The organism is Nonomuraea sp. NPDC049421, from assembly GCF_040677005.1.
GTDB classification, from domain to species: Bacteria; Actinomycetota; Actinomycetes; order Streptosporangiales; family Streptosporangiaceae; genus Nonomuraea; species Nonomuraea salmonea.
Map to the genome: position 1 here is coordinate 83,832 of NZ_JBFAQA010000025.1, position 14,407 is coordinate 98,238.

Annotated in this window: 11 protein-coding genes; 8 read left to right on the forward strand and 3 right to left on the reverse strand. The window is 70.4% G+C overall.

All coding sequences use genetic code 11. The features are described 5' to 3' along the window. Window positions 1-80: 80 nt before the first annotated feature. Entirely contained in the window at window positions 81-2,747 is a 2,667-nt protein-coding gene (locus tag AB0K18_RS34805; protein ID WP_364923064.1) for a serine/threonine-protein kinase, read from the reverse strand. 168 nt (window positions 2,748-2,915) lie between these two features. Beyond that, the gene (locus AB0K18_RS34810) at window positions 2,916-4,277 is read right to left on the reverse strand and encodes an FAD-linked oxidase C-terminal domain-containing protein (RefSeq protein WP_364923067.1); all 1,362 of its coding nucleotides are present in this window, start codon (window positions 4,275-4,277) and stop codon (window positions 2,916-2,918) included. A gap of 52 nt (window positions 4,278-4,329) precedes the next feature. On the opposite strand from AB0K18_RS34810, the gene AB0K18_RS34815 reads away from it, so the two are divergent. Beyond that, on the forward strand, window positions 4,330-4,902 hold the full coding sequence (locus AB0K18_RS34815) for a hypothetical protein (protein ID WP_364923070.1): 573 nt from the start codon (window positions 4,330-4,332) through the stop codon (window positions 4,900-4,902). On the opposite strand, the gene AB0K18_RS34820 is transcribed toward AB0K18_RS34815, so the two are convergent. Continuing rightward, complete coding sequence (locus tag AB0K18_RS34820) at window positions 4,899-6,110, reverse strand: aminotransferase class I/II-fold pyridoxal phosphate-dependent enzyme (RefSeq protein WP_364923073.1); 1,212 nt, start codon at window positions 6,108-6,110, stop codon at window positions 4,899-4,901. The two genes, AB0K18_RS34815 and AB0K18_RS34820, sit on opposite strands and share 4 nt — an antisense overlap. A 273-nt stretch (window positions 6,111-6,383) precedes the next feature. Here AB0K18_RS34820 and ctaD point away from each other — a divergent pair, with 273 nt between their 5' ends. The 7 genes from ctaD to AB0K18_RS34855 all read left to right on the forward strand — a co-directional run bounded on the left by ctaD (window position 6,384) and on the right by AB0K18_RS34855 (window position 14,383). Continuing rightward, complete coding sequence (gene ctaD, locus AB0K18_RS34825; RefSeq protein WP_364923256.1) at window positions 6,384-8,027, forward strand: cytochrome c oxidase subunit I; 1,644 nt, start codon at window positions 6,384-6,386, stop codon at window positions 8,025-8,027. Between the two features lie 33 nt (window positions 8,028-8,060). Next, the gene (locus tag AB0K18_RS34830; RefSeq protein WP_364923076.1) at window positions 8,061-8,294 is read left to right on the forward strand and encodes a hypothetical protein; all 234 of its coding nucleotides are present in this window, start codon (window positions 8,061-8,063) and stop codon (window positions 8,292-8,294) included. A 5-nt stretch (window positions 8,295-8,299) separates the two neighbouring features. Beyond that, window positions 8,300-10,033: a fumarate reductase (quinol) flavoprotein subunit gene (frdA, locus tag AB0K18_RS34835; protein WP_364923078.1), complete on the forward strand. Its 1,734-nt coding sequence runs from the start codon at window positions 8,300-8,302 to the stop codon at window positions 10,031-10,033. Then, a complete protein-coding gene (gene sdhB, locus AB0K18_RS34840; RefSeq protein WP_364923080.1) occupies window positions 10,026-10,772 on the forward strand; it encodes a succinate dehydrogenase iron-sulfur subunit in 747 nt (248 codons plus the stop codon). Before frdA ends, sdhB begins: the two co-directional genes overlap by 8 nt. After that, complete coding sequence (locus AB0K18_RS34845; RefSeq protein ID WP_364923083.1) at window positions 10,769-11,176, forward strand: hypothetical protein; 408 nt, start codon at window positions 10,769-10,771, stop codon at window positions 11,174-11,176. Before sdhB ends, AB0K18_RS34845 begins: the two co-directional genes overlap by 4 nt. Continuing rightward, window positions 11,173-11,514 (forward strand): fumarate reductase subunit FrdD, encoded by a 342-nt coding sequence (frdD, locus tag AB0K18_RS34850; protein WP_364923086.1) that lies wholly within the window; start codon window positions 11,173-11,175, stop codon window positions 11,512-11,514. Before AB0K18_RS34845 ends, frdD begins: the two co-directional genes overlap by 4 nt. 121 nt (window positions 11,515-11,635) lie before the next feature. Beyond that, window positions 11,636-14,383: an immune inhibitor A domain-containing protein gene (locus AB0K18_RS34855; protein WP_364923089.1), complete on the forward strand. Its 2,748-nt coding sequence runs from the start codon at window positions 11,636-11,638 to the stop codon at window positions 14,381-14,383. The last annotated feature ends 24 nt before the right edge of the window (window positions 14,384-14,407 follow it).

The window sequence follows — 14,407 nt, forward strand, 5'->3', positions numbered from 1 at the left end:
ATCACGGGCGCCCTCCTCGTACGGAGCCGACGATCATGCCCACGCTAACGCAGGCCCGCCTCCCGTCACAGCCCGCGGGCTCAGCTGCAGTGGCTCCACTCCGACTTCCACACGTACGAGTTCCACGCGCCGCCCCAGATCACGCACTTCTTCTTGGCGGGCAGCCGCACCGGGCCCGCGTAGGCGGTGAACGTGCCGGGGTCGTTCGCGCTGGCGCCGCCCTTGACCTGGAGGATGGCGCTCATGTTCACCTTGTTCGGGTGGACGTAGCGGGAGATCGTGACCACGCAGTTCATCCCGGCGCCGGCGTTGTAGAGCAGGTAGACCGTGGCGTGGCCGGCCAGCGCGTGCGAGTTGATGATCGTGTACCCGGCGCCGCACAGCGACGTGGCGCTGGCCGTGTTCGCCTTGAGCGACTTGCTCGGCTTGACCTCTTTCTTGCGGGTCGTGGTCGGCTTCGGGGTCTTGGCCGGCTTGTCGTCCGGGTTCACGACCGTCGTGCGCGTCGGCCTGGGCGTCGGGCGGATCGGCGCCGTCGTCGTCACCGTCGGCACCTGCGCGATCGGCTCCTTCGTCGGCTTCGGCTTCTTCGTCTTCTCCGGCTCGATGTCCAGCGTCGGGACCGGCGCGGGGGAGCCCGTCGGGGCCGGCGTGGGCGATTCGGACGTCGTGGGCGCCTCACCCTGGCCGGAGCCCCCGCCATCGGCGTCGGAGTCGCTGGAGGACTTGCCCACGGCGACCACCGGGACCTCCTTGCCGGCGTTCGCCTGCACGACCACCGCCCCGGCCACCACCAGCAGCGCCGCGGCGGCCGCACCGGACAACGCCAGCGTCAGAGTCCGCCGCTGCTTCGCCCGCGCCCCATCACCGTCCTGCCCAGACCCGCCAGACCCACCGGGCCCACCGGGCCCACCGGCACCAGCACCATGTCTACTGGCACCATGCGCCCCGGCACCATGCGCCCCGGCACCATGCGCCCCGGCACCATGCCCACCTGCACCGGGTCCGCCAGCTCCGGGAGCGCCAGCTCCGGGCCCAGCTGGACCGTGCCCGCCGGGCCCGTTAGGGCCGGCCGGGCCGCCCTGGTACGGGCCGCCGGGGGCGCCGTGCTGCTGAGGAATGCCGGGCCCGCCCTGCGCGGGCCCGTGCGGGCCCTGAGCGCCGGCGTGCGGGCCCATCTGACCGGGAACGCCCGGCCCCTGCGGCCCGAACGGCATCCCACCCGGCCCTTGGGGCGCGCCATGCTGCCCCTGCCCAGGTTGACCCTGCGCCGGTCCACCCTGCGCCGGTCCACCCTGTCCAGGCCCACCATGTCCGGGAACGCCCTGCCCTGGGATGCCCTGACCGGGTGCACCGGCCTGACCGGGCATACCGCCGTGCGCCGGGCCGCCGGGCACGTTGCCGGGGCCGCCGAGTGGCAGGGGGCCGGTGGTCTGCGGCATGCCGGGGTGCGGAGCGCCGTGCGGCGAGTTGGGGGAAACCCCGCCCTGACCGGGCACACCCTGCCCGGGACCGCCCGCCACGCCGCCCTGGCCGGGAACACCGGGCTGGCCGGGGGCGCCGCCCTGACCGGGAGCGCCGGGCTGGGCCTGAGGGCCGGTCTGGCCGGGGAGGCCCGAGCCGAGGTGGGCGGTGGCGGCCAGGTGGCCGTAGTCGCCGGTCTGGGGAGGGGCCGTGCCCTGGGGGCCGCCCGCGAGGTACGGGCCGGTGGGCTGCGTCCAGGGGCCGGGGTAGTGGTCCTGGCCGGAGCCGTCTCCGCCGGCCCCGAAAGCCCCGGCGGCACCTTGAGCCGCGGCGGCGGCTTGGTCGGCGGCGGTCTGCGGGACGCCGGTCTGCGTGGCACCGGACTGGGCGCCGGACTGGGCGCCGGACTGGGCGCCGGACTGGGCGCCGGTCGGGGTGGAGCCCGTGACCGGTTCGATGGCGGCCTTCGGGGCGGGCTGGCCGGTGAGGTGGACGATCAGCTCGTCGGCGGTGGGCCGCAGCGACGGGTCCTTGGACAGGCAGGCGGCGACCAGCTCGCCCAGCATGCCGTCCATCGTCCCGAGCTCGGGCTCCTCGTTGAGGATCCGGTTCATCACGACGGGGATGGAGTCGGCGCCGAAGGCGGGCTTGCCGGTGGCGGCGAACACCATGGTGACGCCCCACGCGAACACGTCCGCCGCCTCGGACACGGCGGCCCCACTGAGCTGCTCGGGCGCGAGGTACGAGGGGGTGCCCATGGCCATGCCGGTCGCGGTGGCGCCGGGCGAGTCGAGGGCGCGGGCGATGCCGAAGTCGATCACGACGGGACCCTCGGGCCCCATCAGCACGTTGGCGGGCTTGAAGTCCCGGTGCAGGATCCCGGCCCGGTGGATGGCCGCCAGCGCGGTGGCGGTGCTGATGGCCAGCCGTTCGAGCGCCGCGCCCCGTCGCGGCCCCTCGTTGATGACCAGCTCGCGCAGGGACGGCCCCGGCACGTACTCGCTGACGATGTACGGCCGGCTCCCGTCGAGGTCGGCGTGCAGCACGGGCGCGGTGCAGAACCGCGCCACCCGCTGCGCGACGGCGACCTCGCGCAGGAAGCGGGTCCTGGCGTCGGCGTCGGCCACGAGGGCGTTGTGCAGCAGCTTGACCGCGACCTGTTCCCCGGAGTCGCTCTTGCCGAGATAGACAACACCCTGGCCGCCCTCGCCGAGCCGGGCGACGATGTCAAACGCCCCCAGCCGCCGCGGATCGTCCGCCGCCAACGGCTGGAACTGATTCACGTCGGACCCCCATAACAACCCAATAGATGAGGCAAAACGCTACCAGCGCTACGCTTGGGGCGTCTGCCGGACGTGTCAGAAGTTTCAGGTTTTGACGAGCAAAGTCAGCGTTCCTGTGCAGGTCGTGTACGCCGCGAACCTCAAGGTCACGGCTTGGTCAACCGAAGATCAGATCGCCTTGCCCGGATTCAGGATGCCGAGCGGGTCGAAGACGGCCTTGATCCCCTGCTGGAGCTCGGCCGCCACCGGCCCCGACTCCAGTTCGAGCCAGCGCCGTTTGAGCAGCCCCACGCCGTGCTCGCCGGTGAGCGTGCCGCCGAACTCCAGCGCCCGCCTGAACACCTCGTCCGCCGCCGCCCACACCTCGGCGGGCGGTTCGAGCGTCCCGTGCTCGAAGATGAAGACCGGGTGCAGGTTGCCGTCGCCGGCGTGCGCGACGGTCGCGATGCGCACGCCGTGCCGTACGCCCGCCTCCTCGATCGCGGTGATCATGTCGGGCAGGACGGACCTGGGCACGCACACGTCCTCGACCAGGCACGCGCCCAGTCGCTCCTTGGCCCCGTACGCCAGCCGCCGCAGCCCCACCAGCTCCTCGGCCTCGGCCGGGCTGGAGGAGACGGCCACGAACGAGGCGCCGTTCTCGGTGCAGATCCGCTCCATGCGCTCGACCACCGCCTGCCCGTCGGGTACGTCGGATTGCCCGATGAGCATGGCCTGCGTGCTCGCTTCGAGCCCGATGTTGCGCCAGTCGTCGATGGCCTGCAGCGTGGCCCGGTCGAGCAGCTCCATCAGGGACGGCTGGCAGCCCGCCGCCATGATGGCCGAGACGGCCGCGCCCGCCTCGCGCAGCGAGCCGAACTCGGCGGCGAACGTCGCGGGCGGCGCGGCCGGCGCGCGGCGCAGCCGTACGGTGGCGGCGGTGATCACGCCGAGCGTGCCTTCCGAGCCGACGAACAGGCCGGTCAGGTCGTAGCCGGTGACGCCCTTCATCGTGCGCCGGCCGGTGTTCAGCACCCGGCCGTCGGCCAGCACCACTTCGAGGCCGAGAGCGGAGTCCCTGGTGACGCCGTACTTCACGCAGCGCAGCCCGCCGGCGTTGGTGGCCAGGTTGCCGCCGATCGTGGAGATCTCGTACGAGGAGGGGTCGGGCGCGTACATGAGCCCGTGCTGCCTCGCGGCCCTGTCGAGGTCGGCGGTGATGACGCCGGGCTCGACGACCGCGATCTCGTCGGCCGGCGACAGCTCCCTGATCGCGGTCATCCTGGCCAGCGACAGGACGATCGTGCCGTCACCGGCGACGGACGCGCCCGCGAGGCCGGTACCCCCGCCGCGCGCGACCACCGGCACCCGGTGCTCGCTCGCCCACTTCAGGGTCGTCACCACGTCGTCGCGCGTGGTGGCCAGAACGACGCCGAGCGGCTTGCCCGGCGCCAGAAACGTACGATCCCGGGCATAGGAGTCGATCACATCGGGGTCGGTCACGACACGCGCTTCGGGCAGGGCGTTCACCAAGGCATCAATCGGTCTCACATCTCGAAGCCTATGGTTTGCGCAGCGCGTTCCTTAAGGCCAGACTGCCCGGATGAACGTCGAGTGCCCGGTGTGCTCCAAGGATGACCAGGTCGTCGCGGTCCCCGGAGCGGTCGCGGCCGGGACCACGTACAAGATCGGCCGGGTGCGGTTACCGGGGGCGCGCGAGGTCGCCGATCTGCCCACGGCAGCGGCGCTCGGCGCGTCCAAACACGTGATGAGCCGGACGCAGCTCGCGGTCTGGCTGTCGTTCCCCAGCCGCCACTACACCGCGTGGACCAGGAACCAGGGCTACGTGCTGCTGCTCGTCGCGGCCCTGATGCACCTGGTCATGTCGCTGATCATCGCCATGGGACAGGACCCGGCGTGGGGCGAGGTGCTGCTCGCCCCGTTCTGCCTGACGGGCCTGTTCTGGGGGTTCGGGCTGCTGAACGTGCTCGGTTCGTACGGCGCGCGCAAGCGCGACCGCGTCGAGGCCCCGGCCAGGGAGAAGGCCCTGGCCGTGTGGGAGAGCCTCGCTTACTGCGCCCGCGACAACGTCGCCTTCGAGCCGGGGGTCGGCGTCCCGTTCCATCCGAGCGAGACGCGCGAGTACATCTTCGGCTTCAGGAACGGCCAGCGCTAGCCGCGCTCCTCCGCCACCAGGCGGACGCACACGGCCAGGCCCTCGATCGCCTGCTCCAGCTCGTCGAGCTCGGGGAAGGTGGGCGCGATCCTGATCGTGCGGTCGTCGGGGTCCTTGCCGTAGGGGTGCGTCGCGCCCGCCGGGGTGAGCGCGATGCCGGCCGCCTTGGCCTTGGCCACGACCTCGGCCGCGTGGGGCACCTCCAGGCTGATGAAGTAGCCGCCCTTGGGGCTGGTCCAGGTGGCCAGGCCGCTCAGCCGCTCGCTCAGCACCTTGTCGACCAGCTCGAACTTGGGCCCGATCAGCTCCGCGTGGCGGCGCATGTGGGCCTCGACGCCGGCCGGGTCGCGCAGGAACTCGACGTGGCGCAGCTGGTTGATCTTGTCGGGGCCGATCGACTGCTTCGAGGTGTTGCCGAGGAACCACTTCACGTTGGCCGGCGAGGAGCCGAAGAACGACACGCCTGAGCCGGCGAGCGTCACCTTCGAGGTGGAGGCGTAGACGAACACGCGGTCGGCGTTGCCGTGCTCGGCGGCCAGTGTGAGGATGTCGGCCAGCTCGTCGGGGGCGTCGGTGAGGTGGTGGACGGCGTAGGCGTTGTCCCAGAAGATCCGGAAGTCGGGTGCGGCCGCCGGCATGGCGGCCAGCCTGCGCACGGTCTCGTCGCTGTAGGTGACGCCGGACGGGTTGCTGTACTTCGGCACGCACCACATGCCCTTGACGCTCGCGTCGGAGGAGACCAGCTGCTCCACGACGTCCATGTCGGGGCCCTCCGCGGTCATCGGCACCGCGACCATCTCGATGCCGAGCCGCTCGCAGATCGTGAAGTGCCGGTCGTAGCCGGGCACCGGGCACAGGAACGTGACCTTCGGCTCCTCGACCCACCGGCGGGCGGCGCCGGGGACCTTGCTGAGCAGCGCGTGCACGACCGTGTCGTGCATCAGCGCGAGGCTCGCGTTGCCGCCGACCACCAGCTGCCCGGCCGGGACCTGCAGCAGCGGCGCGAACAGCTCGCGCAGCTCGGCCAGGCCCTGAAGGTTGCCGTAGTTGCGGCCGTCGGTGCCGTCGGCCGCACGGTAGGACGTGGGCAGTTTCAGCAGGTCGTCGGAGAGGTCGAGCTGGCGCGGCGACGGCTTGCCCCTGGTCAGGTCGAGCGAGAGCCCTCGCTGGACGAGGTCGGCGTAGTCACGCTGGGCGGTCACGAGCATCTCCTCCGATTCGGTTCGCCTACGCAGGATAGAAGATGGCGCCCGCAGCACCGGCCCGCTTTCCGCCATCTGGACACCTCCGGCGGCCGTTCCCGCAAAGCTTTCGGCGGCGAATCCCAAAGAACGACTTCACGAGTGGCGGTCGTTGGCGTGCAATGGGTAGATCGGGGCAGGCACAACTCCGCGTCGGAGGGAGCAGCCGTGACGACCGTGCGGGAGACCTCTATCGAGCAGGTCCGGCGCCGTCGCACCGGGACGGTGATCGTCTCGTGGATGTCCACGACCGACCACAAGGTCATCGGTTACCTGTATCTGATCACCTCCTTCGGCTTCTTCCTGGTCGCCGGCGTCATGGCGATGATCATCCGGGCGGAGCTGGTCGCGCCCGGCATGCAGCTCGTCAACCAGCAGCAGTACAACCAGCTGTTCACCATCCACGGCACGATCATGCTGCTGCTGTTCGCCACCCCGCTGTTCGCGGGCTTCGCGAACGTGGTCATGCCGCTGCAGATCGGCGCCCCCGACGTGGCCTTCCCCCGGCTGAACGCGGTGGCGTACTGGCTGTTCCTGTTCGGCGGGCTGATGGTGGTGGCCGGGTTCTTCACGCCCGGGGGCGCGGCCGACTTCGGGTGGTTCGCGTACACGCCGCTGGCGTCCTCGACGTTCTCGCCGCAGATCGGCGGCGACCTGTGGATCATGGGCCTCGCGCTGTCCGGCCTCGGGACGATCCTCGGCGCGGTCAACTTCATCACCACGATCATCGGCATGCGCGCGCCCGGCATGACCATGTTCCGCATGCCGCTGTTCACCTGGAACGTCCTGCTGACCAGCATGCTCGTGCTGATGGCGTTCCCGGTGCTGGCCGCCGCGCTGCTGGTGCTGGAGTCGGACCGCAAGCTCGGCACGCAGGTGTTCGTCGCCGGCAACGGCGGGCCGCTGCTGTGGCAGCACCTGTTCTGGTTCTTCGGCCACCCCGAGGTCTACATCATCGCGCTGCCGTTCTTCGGCATCATCACCGAGGTCATCCCGGTCTTCAGCCGCAAGCCGATCTTCGGCTACATGGGGCTGGTCGGCGCCACCATCGCGATCGCCGGGCTGTCGATGACCGTGTGGGCGCACCACATGTTCCCCACGGGGCAGGTGCTGCTGCCCTTCTTCTCGTTCATGACGTTCCTCATCGCCGTGCCGACCGGGGTGAAGTTCTTCAACTGGATCGGCACGATGTGGCGGGGCCACCTGACGTTCGAGTCGCCGATGCTGTTCGCCGTGGGCTTCCTCGTGACGTTCCTGCTCGGCGGGCTGACCGGCATCATCCTGGCCTCGCCGCCGCTCGACTTCCACATCACCGACACCTATTTCGTCGTCGCCCACTTCCACTACGTCGTCTTCGGCACCGTCGTGTTCGCCATGTTCTCCGGCTTCTACTTCTGGTGGCCCAAGATGACCGGCAGGATGCTGGACGACCGGCTCGGCAAGGTGCACTTCTGGACGCTGTTCATCGGCTTCCACACCACCTTCCTCATCCAGCACGTGATCGGGCAGCTCGGCATGCCGAGGCGCTACGCCGACTACGGCGTGGGCGACGGCTTCACCACGCTCAACCAGATCTCCTCCGTCGGGGCCTTCCTGCTCGGCGCCTCGACGCTGCCGTTCCTCTACAACGTCTGGAAGACCGCCAGGCGCGCGCCCAAGGTCACGCTCGACGACCCGTGGGGCTACGGCAACTCCCTGGAGTGGGCGACGAGCTGCCCGCCGCCCCGGCACAACTTCACGTTCATGCCGCCCATCCGCTCCGAGCGGCCCGCCTTCGACCTGCACTACCCGCGTGAGGAAACGGCCGAGAGCCCCGCGCCGGACGAGATCTCCGGCGGGGACGACGCCCCCGAGGTGCCGCCGCGCGCCGACGCACCTGGCTGACCATGACATCTCGCCCATCTAAGGAGATCGGCGATGACCGGCAGCAAGATCCCGTTCGACCCCGAGACGGCCCCCTGCGGGAAGAAGTCGGGCGGTGAACGTCTCGTCGACGACGACGGTTACGGCCTCGTCATCAGGGACCAGCTCTTCGACTGCGGCTGCCGCAGGATCCGCCACGACTACCACGACGGCAGCATCCACCTGTCGGCCGTCCGCCACGACGGCAAGCGCGTCAAGGACCCCATCGAACCGGACCGGGGAAAGTGAGCGCCATGATCGACGTGCTCATCGTGGGAGGTGGCGGCGCGGGGTTGCGCGCGGCCGTGGCGGTCGCCGAGACGGACCCGGCGCTCAAGGTGGCGGTCGTGTCGAAGGTCTATCCGATGCGCAGCCACACCGTCTCCGCCGAGGGCGGGGCCGCCGCCGTGATCGGCGTGGACGACACGCTCGACGAGCACTGCTACGACACCGTCTCCGGCGGCGACTGGCTGTGCGACCAGGACGCGGTGGAGGCGTTCGTGGCCGAGGCGCCGGCCGAGCTGATCAGACTGGAGCACTGGGGCTGCCCGTGGAGCAGGGAGCGCGACGGGCGGGTGGCGGTGCGGCCGTTCGGCGGCATGAAGAAGATGCGCACCTGGTACGCCGCCGACAAGACCGGCTTCCACCTGCTGCACACGCTCTTCCAGACCACCCTGAAATATCAGGACATATTGCGGTACGACGAGTGGTTCGTCACCAAGCTTCTCGTGGACGACGGCCGCGTCCACGGCGTGGTGGCCGTCGAGCTGCGCACCGGCCGCATCGAGACCGTCCACGCCAGGACGGTGATCCTCGCCACCGGCGGCTGCGGCCGGATCTTCCCCTTCACCACGAACGCCGCCATCAAGACCGGCGACGGCATGGCGCTGGCCTACCGGGAGGGCGCGCCGCTCAAGGACATGGAGTTCGTCCAGTACCACCCCACCGGCCTGCCGTTCACCGGCATCCTCATCACCGAGGCGGCCAGGGCGGAGGGCGGCTGGCTGCTCAACAAGGACGGCTACCGCTACCTCCAGGACTACGACCTCGGCAGGCCGACACCCACGCCCAGGCTGCGCAGCATGGAGCTGGGCCCGCGCGACCGGCTCTCGCAGGCGTTCGTGCACGAGCAGCGCAAGGGCCGCACCGTGGACACCCCGCACGGTCCCGTCGTCCACCTCGACCTGCGCCACCTCGGGGAGGGCAGGATCGAGGCCCGCATCCCGTTCGTCCGCGAGCTGTGCCGCAGCTACCAGAACCTCGACCCGGCCACCGACCTCATCCCGGTGCGCCCGGTCGTGCACTACATGATGGGCGGCGTCCACACCGACCTGAACGGCGCCACCCCGATCGCCGGCCTGTTCGCGGCGGGGGAGACGGCGTGCGTGAGCATCAACGGCGCCAACCGGCTGGGCTCGAACTCGCTGCCCGAGATCCTGGTGTTCGGCCGCCGGGCGGGCGTCGCGGCGGCGGAGTTCGCCAGGGAGCACCGTGAGCCGCAGCCGGCCGTCGCAGGCGCCCAGGGGGAGGACGAGCGGCGGCGGCTGCTCCGCGCGCGCGAGCGGCACGAGGGCGGCGAGCGGATCGCCGACCTGCGCGAGCGCATGCAGCACACGCTGGAGGAGGCGGCCGGCATCTACCGGACCGGCGACGTCCTGGCCAAGGCCGCCGACACGCTCGCCGACCTGCGCGAACGCGCCGAGTACGCGCGGGTCGAGGACGACAGCGGCCCGTTCAACACCGAGCTGATCAGCCTCCAGGAGCTGCGCGGCATGCTGGAGATCGCCCAGACGGTCGTGGCCTGCGCGCTCAACCGGCAGGAGTCGCGCGGCGCGCACCAGCGTACGGACCACACCGCCAGGGACGACGCGACGTACCTGGCGCACTCGCTGGTGCACCGCGCGCCCGACGGCACGCCGTCCGTCGGCCTGCTGCCCGTGACGATCACCCGCTGGCCTCCGGGAGAAAGGGTGTACGGCCGTGACTGAGGACAGGCAGGCGGGTGCCCGCACGATCAGGATGGAGGTCGCCAGGTTCCGGCCCGGCGAGGACGACGCGCCCGTCATGCAGGGCTACGACGTGCCGGTGCTGCCCGGGTGGGCGGTGCTCGACGGGCTCAACCACATCAAGGACCGGCTCGACGGCAGCCTGTCCTACCGGTGGTCGTGCCGCATGGGGGTGTGCGGCTCGTGCGGCATGACGGTGAACGGCGAGCCGCGGCTGACCTGCGGCACGTTCCTCACCGAGTACGGCGAGGGCCCGGTCAGGATCGAGCCGCTGAAGGGCTTCCCGGTGATCAGGGACCTGGTGGTGGACATCGACGGCTTCCTGGCCAAGCTGTCGTCGGTGCGGCCGTGGCTGATCAGGCAGGGCGAGGAGCCGCCGCTGACCGCCGAGTACGCCCAGACGCCCGAGCAGCTGGAGGCGTACAAGCAGTACAGCATGTGCATCAACTGCCTGCTGTGCTACTCGGCCTGCCCGGTCTACGTGCTCGACCCCGACTTCCTCGGCCCGGCCGCGATCGCGCTGGCGCAGCGCTACAACCTCGACTCGCGCGACATGGGGGACCGGTTCGACGTGCTCAGCCAGGACGACGCGGTGTGGGGGTGCACGTTCGTCGGCGAGTGCACGAAGGTCTGCCCGAAGCACGTGGACCCGGCGGAGGCGATCCAGCGTTACAAGCTGACGGCGGCGCTGCGCTCGGTGCTGCCCTGGAGCAGGAGATGAAGGCCGGTGAGGAGGTCACCCCGGCCGTCCACCGGCCCGGGCGCGACCGGCTGTGGTTCACCCGCAGCCGCGGCTGCGCGGTGTTCGTGCTGCGCGAGCTGACCAGCGTCCTCGTGGCGTGGGCCGTGGTGTTCCTGCTCATGCTGGCCGCCGCGGTGCTCGGCGGGCGCCTGGCGGAGTTCGCGGCGCTGGCGGCCCGCCCGTGGATGATCGCGATCAACGTGGTGACCCTGGTGGCGACCGCCTTCCACGCGGTCACGTTCCTCAACCTCGCGCCCAAGGCGACCGTCGTCCGGGTGGACGGCTACCGGCTGCCGGCCTGGCTGATCCAGGGCGGCAACCACTCGCTCTGGCTGGTCGTCTCGGCGGTCGTCGCGTTCTTCGTGCTGAGGGGGTTCGGGTGAGGCGCAGGCTGGAGCCGTACCTGTGGCTGCTGTTCAGTGGCGGGGGAGTGGTGGCGGCGCTGCTGCTGCCGGTGCTCGTGCTGCTGTTCGGGGTGCTCATGCCGCTCGGCGTGCTGGAGTGGCCGGCCCCGGAGCACCTGAGCGGGCTGCTGGGCCACGTGCCGGCACGCGCGGCGTTCGTGGTGGTCGTCGTGCTCTGCCTCTTCCACGCCGCCCACCGTCTCCGCTTCACCAGCGAGGAGCTGCTCGGCATCGGCCGCTTCGACGTGCTCATCGCGATCCTGTGTTACGGGGCCGCGGTCGCGGGCGGTGTGGTGGCTGTGACCTTGATGGTGTGATTGTCGTATTTTGATCACGTTTCAACAACGCACTTTACGATCGGTTGACCCAGGCTCTAGCGTCCGGCATTGCACACCCCATGGCCATGCGCCCGGCGACCCCGGGCAGAGAGGGTTCCTGGTGCCCAGCACAAAGCGCCTGTTAGCTACAGTCCCGGCGGTCGCGCTCCTGAGCGCCGCCCTGTTCGTGCCCCCGGCGGCTCAGGCGACCTCCGTCGCCACTTATGAGCCCACGGCCGCGGACTTCTACATCAACTACGCCCCGCCGCAGGTCGAGAAGGACGTCAAGGAGCCGTCCCTCACCGGCGCGCAGGCCCGCTCGCTCACCCCCGCGCAGAAGTACGACCGCAAGTTCAGCAGCGGCAACCCGGCGGCGGGCCGCGTGCTCGCCGCCCGTGAGAACGAGGCCATCAGGACCGGGCGCAACCCGGCTGAATGGATCTTCAAGAAGTCGAAGCAGGCCCGCACGGCCAAGCTCCTGACCGTCCTCGTCGAGTTCGACGACCAGGCCAACGACGACTTCTCCGGCTTCAACCGCCTGCGCACGGTGAACAGCGCCCCCGACGACTGCGTGGTCGAGCCGGCCGGCACCCTGCTCAACGGCCCGCTGCACAACAACATCCCGGACCCGGCGACGCTGCCGTACAAGGACAACAACTCCTTCTGGGTCAAGGACTTCAGCACCGACCACTTCAACAAGATGCTCTACACCGACAAGGGCATCACGCAGCGCGTGCGTACGGACCTGAAGGACCCCCGCGACGGCAAGCGCGGCATCGACATCTCCGGCTTCACGATGAAGAAGATGTACGAGGAGATGTCGAAGGGCGCCTACTCCGTCACCGGCTCCGCGGTCGGCTGGATCAAGGTGCCGCACTCCGAGGCCTGGTACGGCGCCGCGGCCTGCGGCGGCGCGCCCCAGGACATGTCCGGCCACCCCGACAACGCGCGCGGCGCCCAGCAGCTGCCCATCGACACCATCGAGGCGCTGGCCAAGGCGCAGCCCGACTTCCCGTGGGCCGACTACGACGTCGAGGACGTCTCCGACGCCGACGGCGACGGCGACTTCGCCGAGCCCGACGGCGTCATCGACCACCTGGTGCTCGTGCACGCCGGCAAGGACAAGTCCTCCGACGGCGGCGCCGAGGGCACGTACGCGATCTGGGCCCACTCCAGCGCGGTCGCCGGCGGCTACAAGATCCCGGGCACCGACAAGAAGATCTCCAACTACATCGTGCAGCCCGAGGACTCCGGCGTCGGCGTCTTCGCCCACGAGTACGGCCACGACCTCGGCCTGCCCGACCTGTACGACACCTCGGGCCAGGCCAGCTCCGCCGTGGACTTCTGGGACCTGATGTCCAGCGGCTCCCACTCCGGCCCCATCTTCCAGTCGATGCCCAGCCACATGGGCCTGTGGGACAAGTGGGTGCTCGGCTGGGCCAACCCGAAGGTGTTCGACCCGGGCGACAAGGCCAAGATCGTCACCGTCGGGCAGTCCTCGCGCACGCCCAAGCTCACCCAGGACGGCGTCCGGGTCAACCTGAAGTCCACCCCGCTGAAGATGATCGACCCGCACAGCGGCTCGAACGCCTGGTGGAGCGGCCTCGACCAGGACTGGGCCAACCTCACGCTGACCCGCGACCTGCCCGTTCCCGCCGGCGGCGACCTCAAGATGTGGATGTGGAACAACTACGAGATCGAGTCCGACTGGGACTTCGGCTTCGTGGAGGTCTCGACCGACGGCGGCGAGACGTGGACCCAGCAGAAGATGTTCGACGAGGCGGGCAACGAGGTCACCACGCCTGACGACTACCCCGACCCCAACAAGAACCTCGTCACCTTCGGCAACAAGAAGTACGGCATCACCGGCGGCACGGGCGGCGCCTGGCGGCACGACTACGTGGACCTGACGCCGTACGCCGGCCAGACGATCAAGTTCCGGCTGACGTTCAACTCCGACGCCGCCTACCAGGAGCGCGGCTGGCACGTCGACGACTTCGAGCTCACCAACGGCGGCACCGCCGTCTGGAGCGACGACGTGGAGAGCGACACCGGCTGGATCGCCGTGGGCGGCACCTTCACCAACACCAGCGGCCAGGGCTGGACCCGCAACAACGGCGAGCGCGAGATCTCCCGCTTCTACCTCGCCGAGTGGCGCAACTTCGACGGCTTCGACAAGGGCCTGGCCTACACCTACGACACCGACTACCTCCGCGACGGGGCGTGGAAGGTGCAGAAGGTGAAGTACAACGCGCCCGGCCTGCTGGTCTGGTACCGCGACTCGACGTTCATCAACAACAACATCGGCAGCACCCTGCAGCAGACGCCGAGCGTCGGGCCCAAGGGCAGCCTGCTCGTCGTGGACTCCCACTACGAGCCGCTGCGCCGCACCGGCCGCGCCGCCGAGCTGGACCCGACCCTGAACAAGAACCTCCAGGGCCGCGTCCAGACCTCCAACGCCGCGTTCGGGTTCGTCAAGACGTACCCGTTCAAGGAGTGCGTGGAGGCGCCGGACGAGCCGGCCAGCTCCTACTGCACGGACTTCCCCGCGCAGAAGCCGGTCAAGTCCTTCACCGACGCCAAGACCTGGTACCCGGGCATCGAGGTGATCGACGGCGGCCTGTACTACCGCGACTTCGACGCCTCGGTGGTCGTGCCGTCGAAGGGCGACCAGGCCTACACCACGCGCGTCGTCCACCAGGACGGCACCCCGGCCACCGAGCTGTACGGCCAGGTGGCCGCCGGCTCGGTGCTCGGCACCGGCGACCCCGGTGACGAGGGCAAGGCCCTCGGCGTGCAGTTCAAGCTGGTCAGCCCGCTGCCCGGCAACCTCGGCGCGATCGTCCACGTGGTCCCGCCGAAGAAGTGATCCACAGGGGGCCGCCGGGCGTCC

Bases quoted from the DNA above. Each gene is read 5' to 3' on its own strand.
- AB0K18_RS34845 (WP_364923083.1), top strand. From the start codon at position 10,769: ATGAAGGCCGGTGAGGAGGTCACCCCGGCCGTCCACCGGCCCGGGCGC.
- AB0K18_RS34820 (WP_364923073.1), bottom strand. From the start codon at position 6,110: ATGCTCGTGACCGCCCAGCGTGACTACGCCGACCTCGTCCAGCGAGGG.
- frdA (WP_364923078.1), top strand. From the start codon at position 8,300: ATGATCGACGTGCTCATCGTGGGAGGTGGCGGCGCGGGGTTGCGCGCG.
- AB0K18_RS34815 (WP_364923070.1), top strand. From the start codon at position 4,330: ATGAACGTCGAGTGCCCGGTGTGCTCCAAGGATGACCAGGTCGTCGCG.
- ctaD (WP_364923256.1), top strand. From the start codon at position 6,384: ATGTCCACGACCGACCACAAGGTCATCGGTTACCTGTATCTGATCACC.
- AB0K18_RS34830 (WP_364923076.1), top strand. From the start codon at position 8,061: ATGACCGGCAGCAAGATCCCGTTCGACCCCGAGACGGCCCCCTGCGGG.